This window comes from Nocardia sp. JMUB6875 (assembly GCF_041154655.1).
Lineage (GTDB): Bacteria > Actinomycetota > Actinomycetes > Mycobacteriales > Mycobacteriaceae > Nocardia.
The window spans coordinates 1-25,919 of the sequence record NZ_BAAFGR010000117.1 but is presented as its reverse complement, the minus strand read 5'-3'; the positions used below and the strand labels follow the sequence as shown (position 1 = coordinate 25,919).

Below are 25,919 nucleotides of genomic sequence, written 5' to 3'. Positions count from 1 at the left end.
GGGAAACGCCCGGTCCCATTCCGAACCCGGAAGCTAAGGCCACCTGCGCCGATGGTACTGCACTCGACAGGGTGTGGGAGAGTAGGACACCGCCGGAACATCATTCGCGAAGGCCCCGACCATTTGGTCGGGGCCTTCTGCGTTTACGGGTACGTTGGTGGTGTATCCCCGGTACATACCCGTAGATATGAGTTCACAGAAAGCTCCCAGCGGAGAGTCAGTCTCGCTGCGGATGGACAGGCAATGATCGAGGGCATGGTCGTAGAAGCAGCGTCGGCAACGCCGGTGGTCTCCCGTCGACGGTTTCGGCCGGCGGCATTCTGGCTGCCCGCCACTTATGGCTATGTCGGCCTGCTGATCGCCGTCGCGATCGCGCTCACCGTCGTCAGCGGGTCGACCGCGACGCGAATCGTGCTGCACGCCAGCACCAATCTGCACAATCTGGCCAACGGCCGCTTCGGCACCCTGTTCTCCAGCGCCTTCGTGGTGAGCGAGGGCGCGGCCACGGTGTTCATCATCGTTCCGCTGCTGGCGTGCCTGCTGGCATTGGCGGAGCGGCGGTTCGGCACCGTGAAGCTCATGCACACCTTCCTGCTGGGGCATATCGGGACGACCGTGCTGGTCGCCGTCGGCCTGTGGGTCGCGGTGGAGTCGCAGCTGGTGCCGCACAGCATCACCATGGTCGAGGACGTCGGCGTCAGTTATGGCGCGATGACGGTCGTCGGCGCCCTGATCGCGGTGTTGCCCGCGCATCGCCGATTCGTCTGGGCGGCAAGCTGGCTCACCCTGGCGCTCGGCGGCGTCCTGGTCTGGCACACCTTCACCAATGTCGGGCACTTCCTCGCGCTGTGCCTGGGCCTGGGCATCGGCCGCCTCATGATTCGTCGTCAGGTGGTCCCGCTGCACCCGTTCAACTGGCTGGAATACCTGTTGCTGGCAGTCGGTTCCGTTTTCGCCTGCCTGATGCTGCTGGCCTGAAACGCGGTCACTAGACTCGACCGGTGCGCCTTGTGATTGCTCGTTGCCAGGTCGATTACGTTGGCCGTCTGACCGCCCACCTGCCCATGGCCCGTCGTCTGCTGATGATGAAGGCCGACGGTTCGGTGCTGGTCCACTCGGACGGCGGTTCCTACAAGCCGCTGAACTGGATGAGTCCGCCGTGCTGGCTGGAGGAGCGCGAAACCGACTCGGAGACAAGCCAACTGTGGGTCGTCACCAACAAGGCCGGTGAGGAGCTCCGCATCACGGTCGAGGACATCGAACTCGATTCCAAACATGATCTCGGCGTCGATCCCGGCCTGCAGAAGGACGGCGTCGAGGCCCACCTGCAGGAGTTGCTGGCCGAGCACATCGAGACCCTCGGCCCCGGCTACACCCTGATCCGCCGCGAGTACATGACCGCCATCGGCCCGGTCGACATCCTCTGCCGCGATGCCGACGGCGCGACGGTCGCCGTCGAGATCAAGCGCCGCGGTGAGATCGACGGCGTCGAACAGCTCACCCGGTACCTCGAACTGCTCAACCGCGACCCGCTGCTGGCCCCGGTCGCCGGCGTCTTCGCGGCCCAGCAGATCAAGCCCCAGGCCAAGACCCTGGCCACCGATCGCGGCATCCGTTGCCTGACGCTGGATTACAACGCCCTCCGTGGCACCGAGTCCGACGAATTCCGCCTGTTCTAACCTCGATACCATGCCCCGTCGGAAGCCGAGACCCAGGGACGCGGCGCGGTCCCACACGGACCCGCGCCCGCTCGGCGACGTCTTCGGCCGGACCGAGCCCGGCCCCGGCACCGACGAGACCTTCATCGTCCGCACGGTCCCCGGCACCCGCGCCACCAAGCCCTACCGCTGCCCCGGCTGCGATCACGTGATCCCGCCCGGCACACCGCATATCGTCGCCTGGGCCGCCCACGACGGCGAGGACGACCGCCGCCACTGGCACACCGGCTGCTGGAAGGGCCGCAACACCCGCACCATCACCCGCCGCTGGTCCTGAGTTGACCGCGAAGAAGCTGGTGGGCCCGGCGACCCTGGTGTGGATGTTGCCGGTCATCGTGGGCGCGTTGCTGGCCGCCGCGCTGGGGTTCCGTGCCGGATGGTGGATCGGGCTGCGTTTGATCGAGCCGCTGGCCCTGTTCGCGGGTTTCGCCGGATTGTTCGTCGGCGTCCAATTGTGGGTGTGGGTGCTGGGATTGGCCTGGCGCCGACGTTGCGAGTACCTCCGGACGGCGGGAACCAAGACGCCGGGAGTGGTGGTCGACGTGGGGTATCGCAGAGACACGGGGCGTCACCTCCTCTTCACAGACACCCACCGCGTACACATCGAAACCGAGTTCACGCACCCGGAAACCGCTGCGGTGCTTCGGATCCGCAAGGAGTACCGATTCCCGCACTGGCGTAAGTCCAAGGCGGACACCCTGTTCGGGCGATTCCCGGTGGGCGCTGCGATGCCGATGCTGGTGCGCGGGAACTACGCCGCCTTCGATATCCCGGATCGTCCGGTCTGGCCGGACATCTGGTGAGCCGAGCGGGATACGCGGTGAGCCAATAGGGAAGGCCGCTTCCCGAGGGGGAGAAGCGGCCTTCGAACGGCTTCGGGTTGTCGCCCGTGGAGTGAATTAGCTGGAGACTTCGGCGTTCTCGCGCTCGTCGACGAGGTCGTCGTCGTCACGGGCGTCGGAGATGGCCTTGCGGCCGCCCTTGTTGAGGGAGCGCTGTTCCGGTGCGCCGTCGAGCAGTTCGCTCTCGCGGTTGACGGCGGCGAGCATGGCGGGGACGGAGTCGAGCTGGCCGCGGATGCCGAGCAGCTGGGCCAGGACGCGGCCGCGCAGGACGCGCATTTCCTCGGCGAGTTCCTTGGCGTGCGCGATCTTTCGATCGGCGGTGTTGGTCGCCGAGGTGATGAGGCGGTTGGCCTCGTCGGTGGCGTCCTTGATGCGCTGGGCGGCCTCGGCGCGCGAGGTGGCCTCCAGCTCCTCCATGGCGCGGGTGAGCTTGGTGCGGCGCTCGGCCATGGTGACCTCGAAGTCCTGCTGCGTGGCCTTGCGCTTGGCCTCGGACTCCTTGGTGAGGCGGTCGGCCTCGGCATTGGCGGCTTCGACGATCTTGGCGGACTCGGAGCGCGCGTTGGCGAGGGTCTGCTCGAACTCGATTTCGAGCGCTTCGCGCTTCTCCTTGGTCTCGGAGAGGAGCGATTCGTACTTCCCACGCATTTCGGTCGCCTGCTGTTCGGCGATCGAAATCATTTCCGCGGCTTCGGCTTGCGCCTGGGCACGAACCTCGGAGGCCTCGTCGGAGGCCAGGCGCAGCATGCGCGAGATGCGATCGGACATACCTTCGGCGGTGGTCGGCGGCACCGAGAGCCGGTCGACCTCCTTACGGAGCTCGTCGATCTCGTCCCGGGCATCCTCGAGCTGGGCTGCGAGATTGCGGGCCTGGGCCGCGGCGGCATCGCGATCGGTCGCGGTGACCCTTAGCTCGGCATCGAAACGGTCGAAGTAGTTACGCACCTCGTCACGGTCATAGCCCTTCCGCACAACGGTAAAGGGCAGTGCAACGAAGCGATTACGATCGGGCTCAGTGGACGACATGCCCCACAAACTACAGCCTGACGACCACTGATGGTGACCCGACCGCGAATGTTGTTACAGCCTCTTTAGAGGGCCGGATGTCGGTACTAGTGGGTAGTTTTCGAGGCCGGTTCGACGAGTTCGACCAGCACACCGCCAGCATCCTTCGGGTGGATGAAATTGATGCGGGAACCAGCAGTTCCACCTCGGGGCTCTGCGTACAGCAAACGCAAGCCCCGTTCACGCAGTTGCGCGGAAACCGCCTCCACATCGGTGACCCGATATGCGAGCTGCTGCAGGCCAGGCCCGTTTCGATCGATGAACTTTGCGATCGTCGACTCCTCGTTCAGCGGAGCCAGCAACTGCAGAGCTACCGAGCCCGCCGGCGTGCCGGGCACCGACAGCATGGCCTCGTGGACGCCCTGCGCCTCGTTGATCTCGCGATGCGTCTCGACCATGCCGAGATTGTCCCGGTACCAGGCGACCGCCGAATCGAGATCGGGCACAGCGATTCCCACATGATCGACTGCGACGACGTATTCCGACGGGATGAATTCGTTGCTCACACCACGAACGGTAGCGCGCACCCACATACCCTGCCCGAAGTGTCGGGAGTTACCGTGGAGTACTGCTCCGATGGTTGGCGGAGCGGTCACCATACGACGTAAGCGAGGCTCCCATCGTGTCCACCACCTCCGTCATCGTCTCCGGCGCCCGTACGCCGGTCGGCCGGCTGCTCGGATCGCTGAAGGGGTTCAGCGGCTCGGACCTGGGCGGTATCGCCATCAAGGCGGCGCTGGAGAAGGGCGGGGTCGCGCCCGAGCAGGTCGACTACGTGATCATGGGCCAGGTGCTCACCGCGGGCGCGGGCCAGATCCCGGCGCGCCAGGCCGCGGTCGCCGCCGGCATTCCGATGGACGTTCCGGCGCTCACCGTCAACAAGGTGTGTTTGTCCGGTATCAATGCAATCGCGTTGGCGGATCAGCTGATTCGCGCCGGTGAGTACGAGATCGTGGTGGCCGGCGGCCAGGAGTCCATGACCAACGCCCCGCACCTGCTGGAGAAGAGCCGCGAGGGCTACAAGTACGGCGACGTCAACCTGCGCGACAGCATGGCCTACGACGGCCTGTACGACATCTTCACCGACCAGGCCATGGGCGCGCTCACCGAGCAGCGCAACGATGCCGACAAGATCAGCCGCGAGGAGCAGGACGCCTTCGCCGCCGCCTCGCACCAGAAGGCCGCCGCCGCGTGGAAGAACGGCGTCTTCGAGAACGAGGTAACCCCGGTTGCCATCCCGCAGCGCAAGGGCGACCCGATCCAGTTCGCCGAGGACGAGGGCATCCGCGCCGACACCACCGCCGAATCGCTGGCCAAGCTGCGCCCGGCCTTCCGCAAGGACGGCACCATCACCGCCGGTTCGGCCTCGCAGATCTCCGACGGCGCGGCCGCGGTGGTCGTCATGTCCAAGGCCAAGGCCGAGGAGCTGGGCCTGAGCTGGATCGCTGAGATCGGCGCGGCCGGCGTGGTCGCGGGCCCGGACTCCAGCCTGCAGGAGCAGCCCGCCAACGCCATCGCGAAAGCCTGTGCCAAGGAAGGCATTTCGCCCGCCGACCTGGATCTGGTCGAGATCAACGAGGCCTTCGCGGCGGTCGGCATCGCCTCCACCCGCAAGCTGGGCATCGACGCGGACAAGGTGAACGTCAACGGCGGCGCCATCTCCATCGGCCACCCGCTGGGCATGTCCGGCGCCCGCATCGTGCTGCACCTGGCGCTGGAACTGCAGCGTCGCGGCGGCGGCGTCGGCGCGGCCGCGCTGTGCGGCGGTGGCGGCCAGGGCGACGCCCTCATCCTCCGCGTGAAGTAAGCGGATGTGACGAAGCTCCACGACAGGCCGTCGTAGGAGTCCGGCAGAATGAACCGCATGGGTGATCTGTTCGACCTGTCTACGGTCGCAAAGCGCGTGCGGTTCTTCGGCCTCCTCGAGGTTCCCTCCTGGGTGCTCCTCTTCATCGGCTCGGCGCTCAAGCGCGCGGACGCGCTCGGCATCGCCGATCAGCCGATCAAGTGGCCGGTGATGGTGTTCGGCATGCTGCACGGCATCGTGTTCCTCGCCTACGCCATCAACTGCCTGCTGGCCTCGCGGGAATTCGAATGGCCCGGCAAGACCACGGGTCTCGCGCTGGCGTCCTCGGTGGTGCCCTTCACCTCCGTGTGGTTCGAGCGCTGGGCCATCAACTCCGGTCAGCTCGGTGAGCTGAGCCAAGCCGCGACACCCGCCGCCGCGCGTTCGTGACAAACTGGATGTCGTGACTCGACCAGCACGCCGTCCTTCCGCCGCCGCAGCCGCCGCCATGTCGGGCGCGGTTGACCTGTCCGCCCTCAAGCAGCCGGCCGCCCCGGCCGGGGATGTCCCCGGCGACCACGCCGTCACCGAGGCCAATTTCGAGGATCGAGTGCTGCGGCGCTCCACCCAGGTGCCGGTGGTGGTGGCGCTGTACTCGCAGCGCAGCCCGGGCAGCATCGAATTGGTGAAGCTGCTGGAGAAGCTGGTCGGCCAGGGCGGCGGTGACTGGGATCTGGCCACCGTCGAGGCCGAGGCCAATATGCGCATCGCGCAGGCCTTCGGCGTGCAGGGCATCCCGACCGTGGTCGCGGTGGCCGCGGGCCAGCCGCTGGCCGACTTCACCGGCAACCAGCCCGAGGAGCAGGTGACCGGCTGGATCGCCGCCGTGGTGGACGCCGTGCGCGGCAAGCTCCCCGGCGTCGGCGCGAGCGGTGAGGCGGACGCTGAGCCCGAGATCCCCGAGGACCCGCGCTTCGTCGCTGCCGAAGAGGCCCTGGAGAACGGCGATTTCGACGCCGCCATCGCCGCCTACCAGGCCATCCTGACCGCCGAGCCGAACAACGCCGAGGCCAAGGCCGCGCTGCGTCAGGTCCAATTCCTTTCCCGCGTACAGGATCTCGACCCGGGCGCCGTCGCCAAGTCCGACGCCGACCCGTCCGATCTGGATGCTGCCCTCGCGGCCGCCGATCTCGAAATGTTCAACCAGCAGCCCGAGGCCGCCTTCGACCGTCTCATCGCCCAGGTCAAGCGGACTGCGGGCGATGACCGCACCCGGGCCCGCACCAAGCTGCTGGAGCTCTTCGAGCTCTTCGATCCGGCCGAACCCATCGTGGTCGCCGCCCGCCGCAAGCTGGCCGCCGCGCTGTACTGATCGAACCCTCGAACCCCCTCACGGCTGCGCGCTGCGAGGGGGTTCGTCGTTTCTGCCTGTCGACTTCGCCGTCATGTATTAGTACGCTGATGCTTATGATAAGCACGTACGACGAATTGCTGAAATCCGGGACCGAATTGATCGCGCTGGACGAGCGGGCGGTGCGCGCGAGCATCGAGGTGGTGGCGGGGGTGACGGCGTCCGATCTGGACGCGCCGACGCCGTGTGCGGGCTGGACATTGCGAGATCTGTTGGAGCACATGATCGTTCAGCACCGCGGATTCGCCGCCGCCGCACACGGCGAGGGTGATATCGCGCTGTGGAAGCCGCGGCCGTTGAGCGATGATCCGGTGGGGGAGTATCGGGCAGCGGCCGCGGAGGTGCTGGCGGCGTTCGCGGAGCCCGGGGTGCTGGACCAGCGGTTCCCGCTGCCGGAAGTCCGGGGCGGCATAGTGATTCCCGCGCCGCTGGCGATCAGCTTTCACTTCATCGACTACATCGTGCACGCCTGGGATGTGGCGCGGGCGCTCGGCGTCACCGTCGAATTCGACGCGGACTTGCTGAGTGCCGGGCTGCCGGTGGCCGAGGCGGTGCCGGGTGGCGCGGCTCGGGAGGAGCCGGGCGCATCCTTCGCTCCCGCGGTGGACGCGGCGGGCGCGTCGGGTCTGGATCGGATTCTCGCGGTGCTGGGCCGGTCGCCCGGCTGGCCCGCATGAGCCCCGCGGTTCCCCACTTTCCCCGCGAAGTGGGGAACCTGTGTACTACTTGGTGGTTCCGGCCTTCGCGCTGCCGGTGGACAGCAGATCCGTGAGGCTCTTCACGAGCGTGGAGGATCCGGAGCTGGTCGGATCCGGCTCGCCGACGGCGATGATCGGCTTGGCCTCGACGGTGTCGTCAGCGGTGGCGATACCGGCGCCCGCGGTCAGGATTCCGGCCGCGGCCGCACCGATCAGAGCGAAGGTTCCGAGCTTCTTCATACAGATTCATTCCTTCGGGGTATAAGGCAATTCGGTTGCGACGCCGCTGAATTCAGTCCTACCCGGTTCCATTCGGAAAGGGTTGACCTTGATTACCGTGCCCCTGGAATCGGGGGCACGCGCGACAACCAGGCGGCGCTGTGCGGTGCGAGCGTCAGTGCGGCCGAAATCGGACGGCCGTGCCAGGAAAGCGCCTCGGCGCGAATCTCGCCGGAATTTCCTACCCCGCCGCCACCGTAGGCGATGGCATCGGTATTCAGCACCTCGAACCACGAATCCGGTTCGGGCCCCGGCAATCCGATGCGATACCCGTCGAGCTGCCGCCCGGAGAAGTTGTAGACGCAGGCGAGGAGGGAGCCGTCGGTGCCGTAACGCAGGAACGAGAGCACATTGTTGTCGCGGTCGTCGGCGTCGATCCAGGCGTACCCGCCGGGCGAGGTGTCCTGGCTCCACAGCGCCGGGCTCGCGGCGTAGAGCCGGTTCAGGTCGCCGACCAGCGACTGAATCCCTTGGTGCAGTGGATTTTCCAGCTCGTACCAGTCCAGCCCGCGGTCGTGGTTCCACTCCCGGAACTGACCGAACTCCTGGCCCATGAACAGCAGTTGCTTACCGGGATGCGCCCACATATAGGCCAGCAGCGCGCGCACCCCGCTGGCCTTGGTGTAATCGTCGCCGGGCATGCGGGTCCACAGCGTGCCCTTGCCGTACACGACCTCGTCGTGGCTGATCGGCAGCACGTAGTTCTCGCTCCAGGCGTAGGTCAGCGAGAAGGTGACCTCGTTGTGGTGCCAGGCGCGGTACACCGGATCGTGCGTGAGATACCCGAGGGTGTCGTGCATCCAGCCCATGTTCCATTTCATGGTGAAGCCGAGCCCGCCGACCTCGGTGGCGCGGGTGACGCCGGGCCAGGTGGTGGATTCCTCGGCGATGGTGAGCACGCCCGGATGATGTTTGTGCACGGTCGCGTTCATCTCCTGGAGGAAGGACATGGCCTCCAGGTTCTCGCGGCCGCCGTGGATATTGGGCTCCCAGTCCGGGCGCGAGTAGTCCAGGTAGAGCATGGCGGCGACGGCGTCCACGCGCAGGCCGTCGACGTGGAATTCCTCGACCCAGTACAGGGCGTTGGCGACCAGGAAATTGCGCACCTCGTGGCGGCCGAAGTTGAAAATGTAGGTGCCCCAGTCGAGTTGCTCGCCGCGGCGGGGGTCGGCGTGCTCGTAGAGGGCCGTGCCGTCGAAGCGGGCCAGCGCCCATTCGTCGCGCGGGAAGTGCGCGGGCACCCAGTCGAGAATGACTCCGATGCCGTTGCGGTGCAGGTGATCCACCAGAAATCGGAAGTCGTCCGGCGAGCCGAAGCGGGCGGTAGGCGCGTAGTAGGAGGTGACCTGATAGCCCCAGGAGCCGCCGAACGGGTGCTCGGCCACCGGTAGCAGCTCCACATGTGTGAAGCCCTGGGCGAGAACGTATTCCGCGAGCTGCTCGGCGATCTCGCGATAGCCCAGCCCCGGTCTCCACGAGCCCAGGTGCACCTCGTAGATGCTGACCGGCGCGCGTAGCGGATCGGTCATCGCGCGCGTGCGCAGCCATTCGCCGTCGCCCCAGGCGAATTCGCTCTCGGTGATCACCGATGCGGTAGCGGGTGGCATCTCGGTGGCGTAGGCCATCGGATCGGCGTGGTCGACGGTGCGTCCGTCCGCGCCGTGTACCCGGTACTTGTAGAGCGCGCCCGGCCCGATGCCCGGCAGGAACAGCTCCCACACCCCGGAATCGCCGAGTCTCCGCATGGGCGAGGTGTTTCCGCTCCACCCGTCGAAGTCGCCGATAACCGCGACGCCGCGGGCATTGGGAGCCCACACCGCGAAGGCCGTCCCCGTGATCTCGCCGTCGAGGGTGGTGTAGCGCTTCGGATGCGCGCCCAGCGCCTCCCAGAGCCGCTCGTGCCGACCCTCCCCGAGCAGATGCAGATCGACCTCGCCGAGCGTGGGCAGGAAGCGGTACCCGTCCGCCTCGACCACCGTGCGCCCGCCCGGATACGACGCGACGATCCGGTAGTCCCACAGGTCGGCGAACGGCACCACGCCCTCGAAGACGCCGTGATCACTGTGCGCCAGTGGATGATCCACGCCGCCGATGCGCGCCGCCACCGTGTCCGCGTGCGGCCGCAGCACCCGGATGACGGTCCCGTCCGGATGCGGATGCGCCCCCAGCACCGTGTGCGGATCGGGGTGGGTGCCCGTCGCCAGCAGCAGGAGGTCGCGCCGATTCATCGGGACGCCGTTCCTCATCGAAACGATCTGCGATGGGCGAGTTCGGTACGCGCCGCGGCCGGAACAGCGGGCAGGGTGAGGATGTGCGCGACCGCGCGCGCCGGGTCCAGGCGCACGAAATTGCTCTGCCCCCAGTGGTATTCCTCGCCGCTGATCTCGTCGTACACGACCGGCCGATCGTGCCATTCGCGCCCGATGGCCGGCAGATCCAGCGACACCATGCCGTGCTCGGCCCCGAACGGATTGAGGTTCACCACCACCAGCACGGCGTCACCGGTGGTGGGGTCGAACTTCGAGAAGGCCAGCAGCGCATCGCTGTCCACGTGGTGGAAGTGGATGCAGCGCACCTGCTGCAGCGCCGGATGCGCGCGCCGGATCTCGTTGAGCCGGGTCAGCCACGGCTCCAGCGATTCCCCGCGCGCCGCGGCCTCGGCGAAGCGGCGCGGGCGCAGCTGGTACTTCTCCGAATCCAGGTACTCCTCGCTGCCGGGCCGATCCGCCTGGTGCTCATAGAGTTCGAAGCCGGAGTACACGCCCCAGCTGGGGCCGAGCGTGGCCGCCAGCACGGCGCGGATGGCGAACATGCCGGGCCCGCCGTGCTGCAGGCTCTCGTGCAGGATATCGGGGGTGTTCACGAACAGATTGGCGCGCGCCTCGTCGGCCTTGGCGGCCAATTCCCGCCCGAATTCCTCGATTTCGTGTTTGTGCGTGCGCCACGTGAAATACGTGTAGGACTGGCTGAATCCGCGCCGCGCCAATCCGTACATGCGGGCCGGGCGGGTGAATGCCTCGGAGAGGAAAATGATCTCCGGATGTTTCCGGTGGACCTCGGCGATCAGCCATTCCCAGAAATCGGCGGGTTTGGTGTGCGGATTGTCGACCCGGAATATGGTGACGCCCAATCCGATCCAATGCCGCACCACCCGAAGCACCTCGGCGTAGAGCCCGTCGGGATCATTGTCGAAATTCAGCGGGTAGATATCCTGATACTTCTTCGGCGGATTCTCCGCATAGGCGATGGTGCCGTCGGGCAGCGTGGTGAACCATTCCGGATGCGCCGCCACCCACGGATGGTCGGGCGCGCACTGCAGCGCCAGGTCCAGCGCCACCTCCAGGCCCAGTTCCCGTGCGGCCGAGACGAAGTCGGTGAAGTCGGTCTCGGTGCCGAGCTGCGGATGGATGGCGTCGTGCCCGCCCTCGGCCGACCCGATGGCCCACGGCGAGCCCACATCCTCGGGCCCGGCGGTCAGGGAGTTGTTGGGCCCCTTGCGATTCACCGTGCCGATGGGATGGATCGGCGGCAGGTACACCACGTCGAAGCCCATGGCGGCAATCCGCGGCAGCTCCTTGGCGGCGGTGGCGAAGGTGCCGTGCACCGGCTTCCCGTCGGCGTCCCAGCCGCCGGTCGAGCGCGGGAAGAATTCGTACCAGGACCCGTACAGCGCCCGCTGCCGCTCCACTTGCACCACGTGCAGCGGTCCGGGAGTCACGAACTCGCGCAGGGGAGTTGCCCGCAGAATCGCGCTCACCTCGGCGCTGAAGGCCGGGGCCACCCGCGCGGGCAGTTGGGCGTCGGAACGCAGGGCCGCGGCCGCGTCGCGCAGCACCTCCCACTGCTTCTTCGGCACCGCCTGCGCGGCGCGTTCCAGCAGCCGCGCCCCGATCTCCAGATCATTGGCCAGATCGACGGCGCTCTGCCCGACCGCGAGCTTGGCCTCGACGCCCGAGCGCCAGGTGGCGATGGGATCGCTCCAGCCCTCGATCCGGAAGGTCCAGCGTCCGGGCTTGCCGGGGGTGAACACCGCGTTGAAGACGTCCGGCTCGTACTCGGGCGTCATGCGAATGCGCTGTGTGCGAGACGAACCCGGCCCGCGCACCGCGAGCGTGGCGGACACCGCCTCGTGGCCCTCCCGCCAGACCACGGCCCGCACCGGCACGACCTCACCGACCACGGCCTTCGCGGCCCGGCCGCCGGGGAGCGCGGGGGCGGTGTCATCGATGGCGATGCGGCCGGTCACGCCCTCGAACTTACCGGAGTGCCCTCCCCGGTTACCGGAGCGGACTACTGCTGGCCGGGCTTGAGGAGCACGAACAGCCCGTGCGCCTCGGCGCAGAGCCGGTCGCCGTCGTGCAGGGTGGCGCGCACGAACACCTTGCGGCCCTCCTGCCGCTCCACCCAGCCGCGCAGCTGCAGTTCGGTGTTCAGCGGCGTGATGGACCGGTAGTCGACGTGCAGGAAGGCGGTGCGGGTGGCCTGCTTGGTGTAGACGGCGGCCGTCATGCCGAGCAGGTCGTCGAAGCCGAGCGCGATGTGGCCGCCGTGGGCCGCGTTGTTGCCGCCCAGGTGGAAGGTGCGGAAGGTGATGCGCGCCCGCACCCCGTCCTTGCCCGCGGCGTCGACCTCGAAGGGCGGCAGGGTGATATTGCCGCGCGAGGGCAGATCGTTGCGATGCCAGGACGGCGCGTCCCATTCGCTCACTACGGCCTCGTCGAGCTTGTCGTTGAGCTCCTTGAGCGTGGCGATGACCTCGAGCCCCAGCTCGTCGGACGGATCGGCCAGCCGCACCCGGTCCATCAGGCCGCGCACCTGGTCGATGAACTCCCCGTAGTGGGCCCCGCCCTTGGTGTTGTCGCGCCCCAGTTCTCGGATCGGCCGGAACCCGCCCTCGTGATGCTCCTGGGTGGGCTGTCCGTCGACGGCCTCGATCTGCTGCTCGCTCATATAGAACACGTTATCGGTTGCTTGGCGGATGCTCACCGCGGGGCACCGGTAGTGAGCTGCGCAGACGGTCCCCCGGGTAGGGTCTACAGAGGTGAAGGCACTGCGTCGATTCACCGTTCGCGCCCATCTTCCGGAGCGGTTGTCCGCATTGACGGAGCTGGCGACCAATCTGCGCTGGTCTTGGCATGGGCCGACACAGGATGTTTTCGCGGAATTGGATCCCCGGCTGTGGGTCGAGGTCGGGCACGATCCGGTGCGAATGCTGGGGGAGGTTCCGGCCGAACGGCTCGACGAGCTGGCGGCGGACGAGGCCTACACGCGACGGGTCGATGCGGCCGCCGCCGATCTGGCCGACTACCTCGCCCGGCCGCGCTGGTTCCAGAAGCAGCAGCGCGGGCCGCGCGGAATCGCCTACTTCTCCATGGAGTTCGGCGTCACCGAGGTGCTGCCCAATTATTCGGGCGGGCTCGGGATTCTCGCGGGCGACCATCTCAAGGCCGCCTCGGATCTGGGACTGCCGTTGATCGGCGTCGGATTGCTGTACCGCTCCGGCTATTTCCGGCAGTCGCTGACCGCCGACGGCTGGCAGGCCGAGCACTACCCGGCCCTGGATCCGATGGGGCTGCCGCTGCGGCTGCTCACCGAGGGCGGCGCGCCGGTGCTCATCCACGTGGCCATGCCCGAGGGCCGGGTGCTGCGGGCGCGGGTGTGGATCGCGCAAGTGGGCCGGATTCCCTTGCTGCTCTTGGACTCCGATATCGCCGACAATGATCCCGAACTGCGGGCGGTCACCGACCGGCTCTACGGCGGCGACCAGGACCATCGCATCAAACAGGAGATCCTGGCCGGTATCGGCGGCGTGCGCGCGGTCCGCGCCTACACCCGCGCCAACGGCCTGCCCGACCCGGACGTCTTCCACATGAACGAGGGCCACGCCGGATTCCTCGGCATCGAGCGGATTCGCGAATACATGGCCGCCGGAATGGATTTCGACACCGCGCTGACCGCGGTCCGGGCCGGGACGGTCTTCACCACCCACACCCCGGTGCCCGCCGGTATCGACCGCTTCGCCAGCGCCCTGGTGCGCCGCTACTTCGGCGGTGCGCACGGCGAGCGGGAATCCCTTGTGCTGCCGGGCGTCTCGGTCGATCGCATCCTGGCCATGGGCCGCGAGAACGATCCGTCGGTGTTCAACATGGCCCACCTCGGCCTGCGACTCGCCCAGCGCGCCAACGGCGTATCGAAACTGCACGGCGAGGTCAGCCGCGAGATGTTCGCCCCGCTGTGGTCGGGCTTCGACGCCGCCGAGGTGCCGATCGGCTCGGTCACCAATGGCGTGCACGCACCCACGTGGGCCGCCCGCGAGTGGATCGACAAGGCTCGCGAGCTGATCGGCGACGAACTGGTCGAGGAGGCGCGCGGCTGGGAGCGGCTGTGCGATGTGGACCTGCGCGAACTGTGGTCCACCCGGAACTCGCTGCGCGGCGTCCTGGTCGACGAGGTGCGCCGCCGATTGCGTGAATCCTGGTTCGAGCGCGGCGCCGCTCCGGCCGAACTCGGCTGGGTCGACGAGGTTTTCGATCCGAACGTGCTGACCGTCGGCTTCGCCCGCCGCGTCCCGACCTACAAGCGCCTGACACTGATGCTGCGCGATCCGGAACGCCTGCGCGCCATGCTGCTCGATCCGGAGCGGCCGGTGCAGCTGGTGGTGGCGGGCAAGTCACATCCGGCCGACGACGGCGGCAAGGCCCTCATCCAGCAGATCGTCCGCTTCGCCGACGATCCGGCCGTGCGCCACCGCATCGTCTTCCTGCCCAACTACGACATGTCCATGGCCCGCTACCTCTACTGGGGTTGCGATGTCTGGCTGAACAATCCGCTGCGCCCGCTCGAGGCCTGCGGCACCTCCGGCATGAAGTCGGCCCTCAACGGCGGCCTCAACCTGTCCATCCGCGACGGCTGGTGGGACGAGATGTACGACGGCGAGAACGGCTGGGCCATCCCCACCGCCGACGGCGTCCGCGACGAGCACCGCCGCGACGACCTCGAGGCCGCGGCGCTGTACGAACTACTGGAACGCGCTGTGCTGCCGCGCTTCTACGACCGCGACCACGACGGGCTGCCGGTGCGCTGGATGGAGATGGTCCGGCACACCCTGCGGACCCTCGGCCCGCAGGTGCTGGCCTCGCGCATGGTCCGCGACTACGCGGTGGACTACTACGCGCCCACCGCCGCGGCCTATGAAGCGGTGTCCGCCAACGACTTCAAGGGTGCGCACGACCTGTCGGTGTACCGCCGCCGCGTCGAATCCGCCTGGCCGAGTGTGAAAGTCCTGCAGGTGGACAGCTCCGGCCTGCCCGACATCCCGGTCATCGGCGCGGAACTCGCGCTGCGCGCCCGCATCGACCTGGGCGGGCTCACCCCGTCCGATGTGAGCGTGCAGGCCGTGCTGGGCCGGGTCTCACCGACCGACGACCTCACCGACGTCCACAGCTTCCCCATGCGGCATCACGGAACCGATTCCGGGGCAGACGTTTTCACCATCCAGACCCCGGTCCCGATCTCCGGCGCGGTCGGCTACACGATCCGGATCCTCCCGCACCACCCGCTGCTGGCCACCGACGCCGAACTGGGCCTGATCGCCACGCCCAGCCCGTAACTCAGGTCGGCGCGATCAGCGTCCGCTTGAGGATCTTCCCGGTCGTATTGCGCGGCAACGAGTCCAGGAAGGTCACATCGCGCGGCACCGAGAACCGGCTCACCCGATGCCGGATGTAGTTGCGCACCATGTCCGAGTCGAGTCCGGAGCCGGGCCGCTTCACCACGAAAGCGGCCAGACGCTGGCCGAATTCGTGATCGGGCACCCCGACCACCGCCACCTCGGACACCTGCGGCAGATGCGACAGCGCCTCCTCCACCGCGCGCGGGAAGACGTTCTCGCCGCCGGAGATGATCATCTCGTCGTCCCGCCCGGCCACGAACAACTTGCCCGAGGCGTCGAGATATCCGACATCGCCGGTGTCGAGCATGCCGTCGGCCTCGTCCGGCGGCGTGGCGTCGGTGTACCCGTCGAAGAGCATGTGGTTGCCGACGAAGATGCGACCGGTCACGCCCACCGGCACCGGACGCCGATCCGGGCCCAGCACACCGAGTTTCGTGCCCAGCGGCGGCCGCCCGGCGGTGGTGGGGGACATGCGCAGATCCGTCGAATCGGCGATCGAGGCCCACGACACCTCGGTGGAGCCGTACACGTTGTAGAGGATGTCGCCGAAGGCGTCGAGGAACTTCAGCACCGTCGCACCCGCCAGCGGCGCACCGCAACTGGCCACGATCCGCAGACTGGACAGGTCGTAGCGGGCGCGAATGTGGGTGGGCAGGTCCAGGATCCGGTTCACCATGATCGGCACCACGATCAGCGCGGTGACCTTGTTCTCGGCAATGCGCCGCAGGCAGTCCTCGGCGTCGAAGCGGTCGCCCAGCAGCACCGTGGCCCGGATGGCCGTGGAGATCTGCAGCGCCCCCAGCCCCCAGGTGTGGAACAGCGGGGCCGGAATGAACATGGTCTCGTTGGTGCCGAACGGGATTCGCGACAGCAGCGCCGCCACCGTCCCGAAACCCTTGGGATGCGGCCGCCGCGCGCCCTTGGGCGTCCCGCTGGTCCCCGAGGTGAGCACCACCAGCCGTCCCGGCCGCGGCGGCTTGCGCGGCGGCTCCTGGCGCATGGCGATGAGATCCTCGATGGTGGTGCGCCCCGGATCCGGCGGCACGTCATCGCTGGTGAAGCGCGGCAGCTCCGGCGGCAGATATCGCACCAGATGCTCGAATTCGCTGTCCACGAACAGCGCCGAGAGCTGATGCCGCCCCACGATCTCCTCGACCTGCCGCGCGGGCAGCCCGGTATTGAGCAGCACCGCGTCCGCACCCGACTTGCCCGCCGCCACCATGCACTCGACCATGCCGGTGTGATTGCGGCACAGCAGCCCGACCGCGGTGCCCGGACCGAAGCCGAGCGTGGTGAACGCGCCCGCCAAAGCGCTGCTGCGCGCGTGCAATTGGTCGAAGGTGCTCGAGTACCGGTCGTCGATCACGGCCGCCCGCTGCGGCGAGTGCGCGGCCGCCGCGGCATAGCCGCCCGCCAGGCTGAAGCCCCACTTGGCCAGTCCGCCGATCTGTTTCAGCCCGACATCGGGGCGGAAGGTGCGCACGACGCCGGAGCTCACCATCTGCTTGACCACCCCGGCCTGCAGCTTCACCGGCGAGTCCTCGCCATTGACGATGAGCGAGCTGGGCGTGCCCAGGATCGAATCGGCGACCCGCTTGAGCCCGGCCTGCGTCCAGGCCACCACCGTCGAATTCGGCAGCTGCGCCAACACCGGATGCACCAGCCCGGCCTTGAAGTAGGTGACGTAGACGCGCGTGTGCCCACCGTCGCCGCGCAGCCGCACCACGGCGAAGCTGCCGTGATCGGGGCAGTGCAGCTCGAAGCTCTCGCCCGCGCGGGTGATGTGTAACTGGACGCGCAACACGTGCACCTCGATGCCGTGGCCGCCGACGCGCATATTCAGCGTCGGGTGCGCGTCCACGGTGTCGAGTTGTTCGCACGCGCCGATTCCGGGAAATAGTCGGGGATAGGTCTGCGGCTCGATCAGCGCATCCCAGATAGCTTTGCGGGCGATCGCGAACTCCGCGACCGCGTCGATGACATCGGTTACCACTGGCGTACTACTTCTGCCTGGCCGGTTCCCCTGATAACCCCCGGCTGATTACGTATTTGTAACGTCCCAGACAGTAAGGGTCAAGGGTCTTAAATTACTGGCCGGTAATTATTTAAATAGCGGATGAATTGCACTGGTAGGGCCGCGAAACCAAGCCTCTGGCGGTGCGGTAGCTCACGATTCGCCGGGTCGGTTCATGTGCGGACATACGGAACAAGTACGGTTCCCACGGCAACCTTCGTACCTTCCTCCGACTGGAGACACCACACTCATGACCACCGACGTCCTCACGCGCACCAAGGGGCGCGTCGACGCGTACTTCGGCATCAGCGAACACGGTTCGACCTTCAAGCGCGAGCTGATGGCCGGCACCGTCACCTTCCTGGCCATGTCCTACGTGCTCGCCGTCAACCCGCGCATCCTGGGCGACGGCCCCGCCGGCGATCTCCACGACAAGGGCATGCCGATCCAGGCCGTGTTCACCGCGACCGCCATCGCCGCCATCTTCGGCACGCTGGTCATGGGCCTGTGGGCCAAGTACCCGGTCGCGCTGGCGCCGGGCATGGGCCTCAACGCCTTCTTCGCCTACACCGTCGTGCTGCACATGGGAATCCCGTGGCAGGAAGCCCTTTCGGGCACCTTCCTATCCGGCGTCATCTTCTTCGTGCTGGCCGTGACCAAGGTGCGCGAGAAGATCATCGAGGCCATCCCCATGCAGATGAAGCTGGCCGTGGGTGCGGGCATCGGCATGTTCGTGGCGTTCCTGGGCCTCAAGAGCGCGGGCATCGTCACCGCGAGCGAGGCCACCTTCGTGCACCTGGGCGACTTCCACAAGGGCACCACCCTGCTGGCGCTGTTCGGTCTGGTCGTCACCGTGGTGTTCCTCGTGCTGGGCTGGCACGGCGCGGTGCTCTACGGCATCCTCGCCACCACCCTGGTCGGCATCGTGACCGGTCTGGTGAACCTGCCGAGCTCGGTCGCGGCCATGCCGCACGGGCTGGATCAGACCTTCGGCCAGGCCATCATCCACCTGCCCAACGCGTTCACCAGTCAGATGATCGTGGTCGTGCTGACCATGCTGTTCGTCGACTTCTTCGACGCCTCCGGCACTCTGATCGGCGTGGCGAACCAGGCCGGGCTGCTCACCAAGGACGGCAAGCTGGAGCGCGCGGGCCAGGCGCTGGCCGCCGACTCGGTCGGCACCGCCGCGGGCGCGATCATCGGCACCTCCTCGACCACCGCGTACGTCGAATCGACCGCGGGTGTCTCGGCGGGCGGTCGGACCGGCCTGACCGCGGTGTCCACGGCCTTCTGGTTCCTGGTCGCGCTGTTCTTCTTCCCGGTCTTCGCGACCTTCGCCAATGTCTCGGCGGTGACCGCCCCGGCGCTCATCGTGGTCGGCGTGCTCATGGCCCGCTCGCTGGGTGAGATCGAGTGGAACAAGCTGGAATACGCGGTCCCGGCCTTCATCACCGTGATCATGATGCCGCTGACCTACTCGATCGCGAACGGCATCGCCATGGGGCTGCTGTTCTACCCGATCGTCATGGTGGCCAAGCGCCGTGCGCGGGAGATCCACCCGATCATGTGGGTGCTCATGGCGATCTTCCTGTACTACTTCTGGTTCCTGGCCGAGTAGATCCAGGCCGGAAAAGACGGGCGCGAGGCGGAATAGCCTCGCGCCCGTTCTCGTTGGGGATCTGCTGTAGGCTTCGAAGCGGACCATGGTCCGGTTGAAATCGCCCCCCTAGCGTCTCGAGACCCGAGAGGCGCCGCAAGACCCGAGAGACGAGGACCCCGAACATGACCGCAACCCTGAACTCCACCGCCGCCGCCACCCGCGACACCGCCTCGAGCGGCGTGAGCGGCACCGATATCGGCCTGCTGGTCGCCCGCGTCGGATTCGGCGGCCTGCTGGCCGTGCACGGCAGCCAGAAGCTGTTCGGCTGGTTCAACGGCTACGGCCTGGACGCCACCGCGCAGGCCTTCCAGGGCATGGGCTACGACCCGGGCAAGTTCTTCGCCACCCTGGCCGGGCTGAGCGAGATCGCCGGTGGACTGCTGCTGGCGCTCGGGTTGCTGACGCCGCTGGGCGCCGCCATCGCGCTGGGCACCATGATCAATGCCGTGAATGTCACCCGCGGTGGCGGTTTCGCGATGTGGGAGACGCCCGCGGTGTTCGGTCTCGCCTCGGTGGCGCTCGCCTTCACCGGTCCGGGCCGACTGTCGCTGGATCACGGTCGGCCGTGGCAGCGTCAGGGTCTGGTCTGGGGTGTCGCGGCGATCGCGCTGGGCGTGGTGGCCGGGCTGATCACTCTCGCCGTGAAGTAGGCGGCGCTAAAAGAATTTTCGGTGTCCCCGCGCCGCGTGCAGGGCTTGGCGCGGGGACGACGGACACGCCCGATGTGGGAATTGGGGGGTACATCGGAGTATCGAAAGCCAATTTACTTCTGATCAGAAGTAAGAACCACCCCTGTGACTGTTCTCACAGACGTCATTTCATTTGTGCGACACTATTTGTCAGTCTTTCGAGAGCTTTTGTCACAACTTGGGGATCGGACGTTTCCCAATAGGGCGGCAAAGATGCTCGGAGATAACCGCCATAGCGCGCGGTGGCGAGTCGCGAATCGAGAATTGCGATAACTCCGCGATCGTCGGTACTGCGCAGCAAACGGCCCGTTCCCTGCGCCAGCAGCAGCGCCGCGTGATTGGCCGCCACGGCCAGAAAACCATTGCCACCACGCGATTCCACCGCGCGCTGCCGGGCCACCAGCAGCGGATCGTCGGGGCGCGGGAACGGAATGCGGTCCAGGATCACCAGACTCAGCGACGGGCCCGGAACATCCACGCCCTGCCACAGCGAAAGCGTCCCGAACAGTGAGGTTTCCGGGTCGTCCGCGAATTTGCGGACCAGCGCACCGGTGGCGTCGTCGCCCTGGCACAGGATCGGGGTATCCAGGCGTTCCCGCAGAATTTCGGTGGCGGCCTTGGCCGCCCGCATGGACGAGAACAGGCCCAGCGTGCGCCCGCCCGCCGCGAGAATCAGCCGCTCGATCTCGTCCAGATACGACTGCGGCAGCCCGTCCCGGCCGGGCGCGGGCAGATGCTTTGCCACGTAGAGGATTCCGGATTTGGCGTGGTCGAACGGGGAGCCGACGTCGACGGAATTCCAGCGCAGGGATTTCTCGTCGGACGGGGCCTCGGCGCCATTGGCCAGCGCCGGATCCACCTTCGACGCCGACTGCGGCGGCAGGCCCCAGGTCACCGCGAGATTGTCGAAGGAGCCGCCGATCTGCAGGGTGGCGGAGGTCAGAATCACTGTGGCCGTGCCGAACAGGCGACTGCGCAGCAGCCCGCCCACCGACAGCGGGGCCATGTGCAGGGTGCGGCGCGGCACCCCGCGCACATCCTCGGAGGCCAGCCAGATGACATCGCGGTGCGCGGACGGGTCGGCCTCCTCGAAGGTGGTGAGCACCCGCACCGCCGCGTCGTGCACCTCCTCGACGGCCGCCAGCGCCTGATTGCGAGCCGCCGCGCTCTCCGGATCGCCCTGCGCCGAGCTGCCGCCCTGCGGGGCCAGGGCGGTGCGCGCGTTCCAGGCCGCGTCGCGGATGAGCGCGAGCACCGGGGCCGCGCCGTCGGGCATGCGGTCCCAGCGGCCGGGATTCAGATCGTCGAGCAGGCTGTGCCAGGCCTCGGCCGCGCCCTCGAGCCGGTCCACCTCCTGCTCGTCGATGAGCTTGGTGCAGCGTTTGGCGGCGGCACTGATGGCGGAGGTGGACAGTTCGGCGGTGGCCACGCCGGTCACCCGGTCGACCAGTTCGTGCGCCTCGTCGACGACCACGACATCGTGTTCGGGCAGCACCTGGATGCCGCTGATGGCATCGATGGCCAGCAGCGCGTGATTGGTCACCACCACATCGGCCTGCCCGGATTCGGCGCGCGCCTTCTCCGCGAAGCAGTCCTGGCCGAAGGGGCAGCGCGATTTGCCCATGCATTCGCGCGAACTCACGCTCACCTGCCGCCACGCGCGATCGCTGACGCCGGGGGTGAGTTCGTCGCGATCGCCGGTCTCGGTCTCGGAGACCCATTCGTTGAGCCGCTGCACCTCGCGGCCCAGCTTGGAAATGGCGAAGGCGTCGAAGAGTTCGGCCTCCGGCTCCTCCGGAATCGCGCTATTGATCTTGTTCAGGCACAGATAGTTGTTCCGCCCCTTGAGAATCGCGAACTGTGGCACCCGGCCCAGCGGCGTGGCCAGCGCCTCGGCCAACCGCGGCAGATCCCGATCCACCAGCTGCCGCTGCAGCGCGATGGTCGCGGTCGAAACCACCACGGTCCGACCGGTCCGCACCGAATGCCGCAGACTCGGCACCAGATACGCCAGCGACTTACCGGTACCCGTCCCGGCCTGCACGGCAAGGTGCTCTCCGGTATCGATCGAATGCGCCACGGCGGCGGCCATCGTCTGCTGGCCCGTGCGCTCCTTTCCTCCCAACGCCTCGACAGCGGTGGCCAAGAGCTTCGGTACGGGAGGCAGTTCGGGCACGGCGGCCAGATTACTGCGCCGCGCCGACAACCCCCGCGCAAACCTCGGCAGGCCGCCCGTCAGGACCGAAATCCGCCGATCGGACGGCGGTCAGCGCTCGAGGGTTCCCGCCAGCTCGACGCCCGAGGCGCGGAGTTTGTCGAGGGCGGTGGCGACGGTGTCGGGGGAGACCGCGGCGGTGAGGCCGAGCAGGACTCGGGTGTCGAAGCCTTCGGCGCGGGCGTCCAGGGCGGTGGCGCGGACGCAGTGGTCGGTGGCGATGCCGCAGACGTCGACCGCGTCGATGTCGCGGGCGCGCAGCCAGTCGGCGAGGGTGGTGGCGCCGTCGGAGGCGGTGCCCTCGAAGCCCGAATAGGCCGCGGTGTAGGCGCCTTTGGAGAAGATCTCCTGGATGGGGGCGGTGTTCAGGTTCGGGTGGAAGTCCGCGCCCGTGGTGCCGACTTTGCAGTGCGGGGGCCAGGTGTCGATGTAATCGGGCGTGGCGGAGAAGTGCGCGCCCGGGTCGATGTGGAAGTCGCGGGTGGCGACGACGGCGGTGTAGTCGGACACGCCCAGGTATTCGGAGATCCGCTCGGCCACCGCCGCGCCGCCCGCGACGGCCAGCGATCCGCCCTCACAGAAATCGTTCTGCACGTCGACGACGATCAGCGCTCGGCTCATGGGCTGCCTCCCGGGGCCGGAGTGAACCACGACGGTTCGGCTCTCGTATTGCATTGTGCCGCTCGGCCGTCGGCCGGTCCATGCGGCCCACACCGGTTCGGGGGTATTCATGCGGCGCGCCGTTGTTTACGGGCTACTGCTGTTCGTGGCCTTCTCGATCGCGAGCGTCATCACCGCCCTGATGGACGGCCGGATCCACGGCCATCCCGGGGAGTTGCTCGGATTCGCGCTGCGCCATCCGGTGCTGCCCGCGATCGCGGCGGTGCTGGCCACGGTCGTCTGGTATCAGCTGCAGCGGCGGTCGGGCGCGCGGCGGTAGCGGCTCAGCTCAGGAATGTGGTCGGGATCGCGGGTTCTCCCGCCGACAGTTTCAGACCCTCCCAGGGCAGACTGACCAGTCCCTTGGCCACCAGTTCCCGGCTCTGCGCCAGCGTCGGCTGATCGGGGAGTACTTCGCCGTCGCGGACCAGCGGCACCTGCAGATCGCGAATCTGGAAGCCGTCGGGTTCGGGGCGGGAAGCGGAAGCGGGATAGACGATTTCCTCGACAATGGTGCCGGTACCCCGCGCCAGCCGGACCGCGCGCTTGGTGCCGCCGCGGGACTCCTTGTGCGAGCTGCGCTTCGCCACCGGGATGCCCTCCACCTCCACCAGCTTGTAGACCATCCCGGCGGTCGGCGCGCCGGAACCGGTGACCAGCGAGGTGCCGACGCCGTAGACGTCCACGGGTTCCGCGCGCAGCGCGGCGATGGCGTATTCGTCCAGATCGCCCGACACCACGATGCGGGTGCGGACCGCGCCGAGCGCGTCCAGCTGATCGCGCACCTGCCGGGCCAGCACGCCCAGATCACCGGAATCGATGCGCACGCCGCCCAATTCGGGCCCGGCCACCTCGATGGCGGTGGCCACGCCGCGGGTGATGTCGAAGGTGTCCACCAGCAGCGTGGTGCCGATGCCCAGCGCCTGGATCTGGCTGCGGAAGGCCGCCGCCTCGTGCTGGCCGTCCGCGCCGGAGTGCAGCAGGGTGAAGGCGTGCGCGCTGGTGCCCGCGCTCGGGACGCCGAACGATCGCGCGGCCTCCAGGTTGGAGGTGGCGTCGAAACCGGCGAGGTAGGCGGCGCGGGCGCTGGCGGGTGCGGCCAGTTCGTGCGTTCGGCGCGAACCCATTTCGATCATGCGGCGGCCGCCGGCGGCGCTCACCATGCGGGCGGCCGCGGCGGCGATGGCGCTGTCGTGGTTGTAGATGGACAGGATCAGGGTTTCCAGCAGGACGCATTCGGCGAAGGTGCCGCGCACGGTGAGGATGGGGGAGCCGGGGAAGAACAGCTCGCCCTCGCGGTAGCCGTCGATCTCGCCGCGAAAGCGGTAGTCGCGCAGCCACTCCAGGGTGCGGGCGTCCAGGAACTTCGCGGCGACCGCGAGTTCCGGCTCGCCGAAACGGAATTCGCTCAGCGCCGCGAGCAATCGCCCGGTCCCCGCGACCACACCGTACCTGCGGCCATTCGGCAATCTGCGGGCGAATACCTCGAAGGTGCACTGCCGCTGGGCAGAATCGTCGGCCAGCGCCGCCGCCAGCATGGTCAGCTCGTACTGATCGGTCAGCAGCGCAGTACTGGTCAGTCCGTCCGCGATCATCACGGGACCCACTCTAGGCACATTCGGACCTACCCCACCGACCACGCGCCACGCCCGGGTGTCGATCACGCTTTCCCGACGGAGTGGCGTGTCGCCTGGGCTGTTGTTTCATCGGCGTGCAGTCGTACCCTGGTTGTTATGGGTCTGTGTAATCAGGACGATGTCAGGGTCGCCACCGGTCCGGTGCGCGTGGACATGACGTTGTCGGCGGCACAGGCGACACCGGAGGCCATCGAATACACCGAGATTCTGGAAGCCGAGGACCGGCCGTGGGTCACCGTCGTGTGGGACGATCCGGTCAACCTCATGCACTACGTGACCTACATCTTCCAGAAGCTCTTCGGTTACAGCAAAGGCAAGGCAACCGAGCTCATGTTGAAGGTGCACAACGAAGGCAAGGCCGTGGTGTCCGCAGGGTCGCGCGACAAGATGGAACACGACGTTCAACGCCTGCACGCGGCGGGGCTGTGGGCCACCATGCAACGTGACGACTGACCGCGACGACTACGGTTACCCCGTGCGGAAGTGGAGCAGAAAGAACTCCCTGGGCGGGTTGAAGCTGCGTTCGGAAATGGACGCCCACGAGGCGGACGTGCTGCGGTCGCTGGTCGGGGCGGTCACCGGACTGCTCACCGATCGGGCCCGCTCGGCGCCCGAGGACGAGCTGGCGGCCCTCACCGGGCTACAGCTCGGCAACACCACCCCGCCCGACGATCCGCGCCTGGCCCGGCTGCTGCCGGACTTCCACCGCCCCGAACCCGGTTCCCCCGACGCCGAGCGCGCGGACCTCAACAGCGCGCTGCGCAGCCTGCACGAGCCGGAGATCATCGAGACCAAGGTGGCCGCGGGCCTGGTCATCCTGGAGACGCTGCCGCCGCAGGGCGGCAAGGTCGTCATCACCCCCGAGCAGGCCGACGCCTGGCTCACCGGGCTCAATGACGTGCGGCTGGCGCTGGGCACGGCCCTGCAGATCGACGCCGACACGCCCGAACACCTCCCGGACGAGGATCCCCGCGCGCCGAGCCTCGAGGTCTACCACTGGCTCACCTGGATGCAGGACTCGCTGATCCAGGCGCTCACGCCGTAAACGCCCGCATTACCGTGGTCACCCAGGAGGAGCTGCTGTGAACAGTGTTGCGGGACCACGTAATTCGATCACCGATGTCGCCGGTGTGCTCGTCGGCCACCATCACGCGCTGGATCCGAACGCCACCCTGGGCTCGGGTGCGGCCACCGGCTGCACCGTGGTGCGGGTGCCGGGCGGGGCGGTCGCCTCGGTGGACGTGCGCGGCGGCGGCCCGGGCACCCGCGAGACCGACCTGCTGGATCCGGGAAACACCGTGCGGCAGGTGAACGCCATCCTGCTCACCGGCGGCAGCGCCTACGGGCTGGTCGCGGCCGGCGGCGTCATGCGCTGGCTGGAGGAGCACAAGGAGGGCATCCCGATGGATCCCGCCGATCCGGCCCGCGTGGTGCCGATCGTGCCGGGCGCGGTCATCTTCGATCTTCCGGTGGGCGCGTGGGACATTCGGCCCGACGCCGACTTCGGCTTCCTGGCCGCCGAGGATGCGGGCGCGGACTTCGCGCGCGGTTCGGTGGGGGCGGGTGTCGG

25 protein-coding genes and 1 rRNA gene are annotated in these 25,919 nt (G+C 68.0%); 16 read left to right on the top strand and 10 right to left on the bottom strand.

The genetic code is table 11. From position 1 onward, the window contains the following. The 5 genes from rrf to ACAM49_RS26755 form a co-directional block, all read left to right on the top strand. Window positions 1–98: ribosomal RNA gene (rrf, locus tag ACAM49_RS26775) — 5S ribosomal RNA — on the top strand; the annotation flags it as partial. A gap of 157 nt (window positions 99–255) precedes the next feature. Beyond that, entirely contained in the window at window positions 256–978 is a 723-nt protein-coding gene (locus ACAM49_RS26770; protein WP_369638316.1) for a rhomboid-like protein, read from the top strand. A gap of 23 nt (window positions 979–1,001) precedes the next feature. Further along, window positions 1,002–1,679, top strand: coding sequence for an endonuclease NucS (gene nucS, locus ACAM49_RS26765; RefSeq protein ID WP_369638315.1), 678 nt, complete (start codon window positions 1,002–1,004; stop codon window positions 1,677–1,679). Window positions 1,680–1,689: 10 nt separating this feature from the next. Continuing rightward, complete coding sequence (locus tag ACAM49_RS26760) at window positions 1,690–1,995, top strand: ATP/GTP-binding protein (RefSeq protein ID WP_369638314.1); 306 nt, start codon at window positions 1,690–1,692, stop codon at window positions 1,993–1,995. A gap of 1 nt (window position 1,996) precedes the next feature. Further along, on the top strand, window positions 1,997–2,521 hold the full coding sequence (locus ACAM49_RS26755) for a hypothetical protein (protein ID WP_369638313.1): 525 nt from the start codon (window positions 1,997–1,999) through the stop codon (window positions 2,519–2,521). Between the two features lie 96 nt (window positions 2,522–2,617). On the opposite strand, the gene ACAM49_RS26750 is transcribed toward ACAM49_RS26755, so the two are convergent. Next, window positions 2,618–3,589 carry a hypothetical protein gene (locus ACAM49_RS26750; RefSeq protein ID WP_040805254.1) on the bottom strand — a complete coding sequence of 324 codons (972 nt, stop codon included), beginning with the start codon at window positions 3,587–3,589 and terminating at the stop codon, window positions 2,618–2,620. An 86-nt stretch (window positions 3,590–3,675) separates the two neighbouring features. After that, complete coding sequence (gene mce, locus ACAM49_RS26745) at window positions 3,676–4,134, bottom strand: methylmalonyl-CoA epimerase (protein ID WP_369638312.1); 459 nt, start codon at window positions 4,132–4,134, stop codon at window positions 3,676–3,678. Between the two features lie 116 nt (window positions 4,135–4,250). On the opposite strand from mce, the gene ACAM49_RS26740 reads away from it, so the two are divergent. The 4 genes from ACAM49_RS26740 to ACAM49_RS26725 all read left to right on the top strand — a co-directional run bounded on the left by ACAM49_RS26740 (window position 4,251) and on the right by ACAM49_RS26725 (window position 7,502). After that, a complete protein-coding gene (locus tag ACAM49_RS26740) occupies window positions 4,251–5,435 on the top strand; it encodes an acetyl-CoA C-acetyltransferase (RefSeq protein WP_369638311.1) in 1,185 nt (394 codons plus the stop codon). 57 nt (window positions 5,436–5,492) lie between these two features. Beyond that, entirely contained in the window at window positions 5,493–5,864 is a 372-nt protein-coding gene (locus tag ACAM49_RS26735) for a DUF3817 domain-containing protein (protein ID WP_369638310.1), read from the top strand. 58 nt (window positions 5,865–5,922) lie between these two features. Next, window positions 5,923–6,786: a tetratricopeptide repeat protein gene (locus ACAM49_RS26730; RefSeq protein ID WP_369638318.1), complete on the top strand. Its 864-nt coding sequence runs from the start codon at window positions 5,923–5,925 to the stop codon at window positions 6,784–6,786. A gap of 95 nt (window positions 6,787–6,881) precedes the next feature. After that, window positions 6,882–7,502 (top strand): TIGR03086 family metal-binding protein, encoded by a 621-nt coding sequence (locus tag ACAM49_RS26725; RefSeq protein ID WP_369638309.1) that lies wholly within the window; start codon window positions 6,882–6,884, stop codon window positions 7,500–7,502. Between the two features lie 45 nt (window positions 7,503–7,547). On the opposite strand, the gene ACAM49_RS26720 is transcribed toward ACAM49_RS26725, so the two are convergent. From ACAM49_RS26720 to ACAM49_RS26705, 4 genes are all read right to left on the bottom strand, one after another. Further along, a complete protein-coding gene (locus ACAM49_RS26720) occupies window positions 7,548–7,763 on the bottom strand; it encodes a hypothetical protein (RefSeq protein WP_369638308.1) in 216 nt (71 codons plus the stop codon). 92 nt (window positions 7,764–7,855) lie between these two features. Beyond that, window positions 7,856–10,030 (bottom strand): 1,4-alpha-glucan branching protein GlgB, encoded by a 2,175-nt coding sequence (gene glgB, locus ACAM49_RS26715; RefSeq protein ID WP_369638307.1) that lies wholly within the window; start codon window positions 10,028–10,030, stop codon window positions 7,856–7,858. 14 nt (window positions 10,031–10,044) lie between these two features. Further along, window positions 10,045–12,048, bottom strand: a complete 2,004-nt coding sequence (locus ACAM49_RS26710) for an alpha-1,4-glucan--maltose-1-phosphate maltosyltransferase (RefSeq protein ID WP_369638306.1) — start codon at window positions 12,046–12,048, stop codon at window positions 10,045–10,047. 44 nt (window positions 12,049–12,092) lie between these two features. Beyond that, on the bottom strand, window positions 12,093–12,752 hold the full coding sequence (locus ACAM49_RS26705; protein ID WP_040805362.1) for a PaaI family thioesterase: 660 nt from the start codon (window positions 12,750–12,752) through the stop codon (window positions 12,093–12,095). Window positions 12,753–12,843: 91 nt separating this feature from the next. On the opposite strand from ACAM49_RS26705, the gene glgP reads away from it, so the two are divergent. Then, the gene (gene glgP / locus ACAM49_RS26700; protein ID WP_369638305.1) at window positions 12,844–15,411 is read left to right on the top strand and encodes an alpha-glucan family phosphorylase; all 2,568 of its coding nucleotides are present in this window, start codon (window positions 12,844–12,846) and stop codon (window positions 15,409–15,411) included. Between the two features lies 1 nt (window position 15,412). Here the strand turns inward: glgP and ACAM49_RS26695 are convergent, their stop codons facing one another. Further along, entirely contained in the window at window positions 15,413–17,467 is a 2,055-nt protein-coding gene (locus ACAM49_RS26695) for an AMP-binding protein (RefSeq protein WP_369638304.1), read from the bottom strand. Window positions 17,468–17,738: 271 nt separating this feature from the next. Here ACAM49_RS26695 and ACAM49_RS26690 point away from each other — a divergent pair, with 271 nt between their 5' ends. Beyond that, window positions 17,739–19,106, top strand: coding sequence for an NCS2 family permease (locus tag ACAM49_RS26690; RefSeq protein ID WP_369638303.1), 1,368 nt, complete (start codon window positions 17,739–17,741; stop codon window positions 19,104–19,106). A gap of 164 nt (window positions 19,107–19,270) precedes the next feature. Continuing rightward, window positions 19,271–19,798 (top strand): DoxX family protein, encoded by a 528-nt coding sequence (locus tag ACAM49_RS26685; protein WP_369638302.1) that lies wholly within the window; start codon window positions 19,271–19,273, stop codon window positions 19,796–19,798. A 163-nt stretch (window positions 19,799–19,961) separates the two neighbouring features. Here ACAM49_RS26685 and ACAM49_RS26680 read toward each other — a convergent pair whose 3' ends face one another. Then, window positions 19,962–22,013 (bottom strand): ATP-dependent DNA helicase, encoded by a 2,052-nt coding sequence (locus tag ACAM49_RS26680; protein WP_369638301.1) that lies wholly within the window; start codon window positions 22,011–22,013, stop codon window positions 19,962–19,964. Window positions 22,014–22,103: 90 nt separating this feature from the next. After that, window positions 22,104–22,673, bottom strand: coding sequence for an isochorismatase family protein (locus ACAM49_RS26675; RefSeq protein ID WP_369638300.1), 570 nt, complete (start codon window positions 22,671–22,673; stop codon window positions 22,104–22,106). 109 nt (window positions 22,674–22,782) lie between these two features. Between ACAM49_RS26675 and ACAM49_RS26670 the strand changes: the two genes are divergently transcribed. After that, window positions 22,783–22,992 carry a hypothetical protein gene (locus ACAM49_RS26670; protein WP_369638299.1) on the top strand — a complete coding sequence of 70 codons (210 nt, stop codon included), beginning with the start codon at window positions 22,783–22,785 and terminating at the stop codon, window positions 22,990–22,992. A 4-nt stretch (window positions 22,993–22,996) separates the two neighbouring features. On the opposite strand, the gene ACAM49_RS26665 is transcribed toward ACAM49_RS26670, so the two are convergent. After that, window positions 22,997–24,307 (bottom strand): nicotinate phosphoribosyltransferase, encoded by a 1,311-nt coding sequence (locus ACAM49_RS26665; protein ID WP_369638317.1) that lies wholly within the window; start codon window positions 24,305–24,307, stop codon window positions 22,997–22,999. Window positions 24,308–24,502: 195 nt separating this feature from the next. Between ACAM49_RS26665 and clpS the strand changes: the two genes are divergently transcribed. The 3 genes from clpS to ACAM49_RS26650 form a co-directional block, all read left to right on the top strand. Further along, a complete protein-coding gene (gene clpS / locus ACAM49_RS26660; RefSeq protein ID WP_040805366.1) occupies window positions 24,503–24,802 on the top strand; it encodes an ATP-dependent Clp protease adapter ClpS in 300 nt (99 codons plus the stop codon). Window positions 24,803–24,824: 22 nt separating this feature from the next. Beyond that, window positions 24,825–25,394, top strand: coding sequence for a DUF2017 domain-containing protein (locus ACAM49_RS26655; protein WP_369638298.1), 570 nt, complete (start codon window positions 24,825–24,827; stop codon window positions 25,392–25,394). A gap of 37 nt (window positions 25,395–25,431) precedes the next feature. Beyond that, a partial coding sequence (locus ACAM49_RS26650; RefSeq protein ID WP_369638297.1) for a P1 family peptidase occupies window positions 25,432–25,919 on the top strand: 488 nt, incomplete at its 3' end.

Excerpts from the sequence above, each read along its gene's own strand:
- ACAM49_RS26770 (WP_369638316.1), top strand. The coding sequence starts at position 256 with ATGGTCGTAGAAGCAGCGTCGGCAACGCCGGTGGTCTCCCGTCGACGG.
- ACAM49_RS26760 (WP_369638314.1), top strand. The coding sequence starts at position 1,690 with ATGCCCCGTCGGAAGCCGAGACCCAGGGACGCGGCGCGGTCCCACACG.
- ACAM49_RS26750 (WP_040805254.1), bottom strand. The coding sequence starts at position 3,589 with ATGTCGTCCACTGAGCCCGATCGTAATCGCTTCGTTGCACTGCCCTTT.
- ACAM49_RS26735 (WP_369638310.1), top strand. The coding sequence starts at position 5,493 with ATGGGTGATCTGTTCGACCTGTCTACGGTCGCAAAGCGCGTGCGGTTC.
- ACAM49_RS26730 (WP_369638318.1), top strand. The coding sequence starts at position 5,923 with ATGTCGGGCGCGGTTGACCTGTCCGCCCTCAAGCAGCCGGCCGCCCCG.
- ACAM49_RS26725 (WP_369638309.1), top strand. The coding sequence starts at position 6,882 with ATGATAAGCACGTACGACGAATTGCTGAAATCCGGGACCGAATTGATC.
- ACAM49_RS26720 (WP_369638308.1), bottom strand. The coding sequence starts at position 7,763 with ATGAAGAAGCTCGGAACCTTCGCTCTGATCGGTGCGGCCGCGGCCGGA.
- glgB (WP_369638307.1), bottom strand. The coding sequence starts at position 10,030 with ATGAATCGGCGCGACCTCCTGCTGCTGGCGACGGGCACCCACCCCGAT.
- ACAM49_RS26705 (WP_040805362.1), bottom strand. The coding sequence starts at position 12,752 with ATGAGCGAGCAGCAGATCGAGGCCGTCGACGGACAGCCCACCCAGGAG.
- ACAM49_RS26690 (WP_369638303.1), top strand. The coding sequence starts at position 17,739 with ATGACCACCGACGTCCTCACGCGCACCAAGGGGCGCGTCGACGCGTAC.
- ACAM49_RS26685 (WP_369638302.1), top strand. The coding sequence starts at position 19,271 with ATGACCGCAACCCTGAACTCCACCGCCGCCGCCACCCGCGACACCGCC.
- ACAM49_RS26675 (WP_369638300.1), bottom strand. The coding sequence starts at position 22,673 with ATGAGCCGAGCGCTGATCGTCGTCGACGTGCAGAACGATTTCTGTGAG.
- ACAM49_RS26670 (WP_369638299.1), top strand. The coding sequence starts at position 22,783 with ATGCGGCGCGCCGTTGTTTACGGGCTACTGCTGTTCGTGGCCTTCTCG.
- ACAM49_RS26665 (WP_369638317.1), bottom strand. The coding sequence starts at position 24,307 with ATGATCGCGGACGGACTGACCAGTACTGCGCTGCTGACCGATCAGTAC.
- clpS (WP_040805366.1), top strand. The coding sequence starts at position 24,503 with ATGACGTTGTCGGCGGCACAGGCGACACCGGAGGCCATCGAATACACC.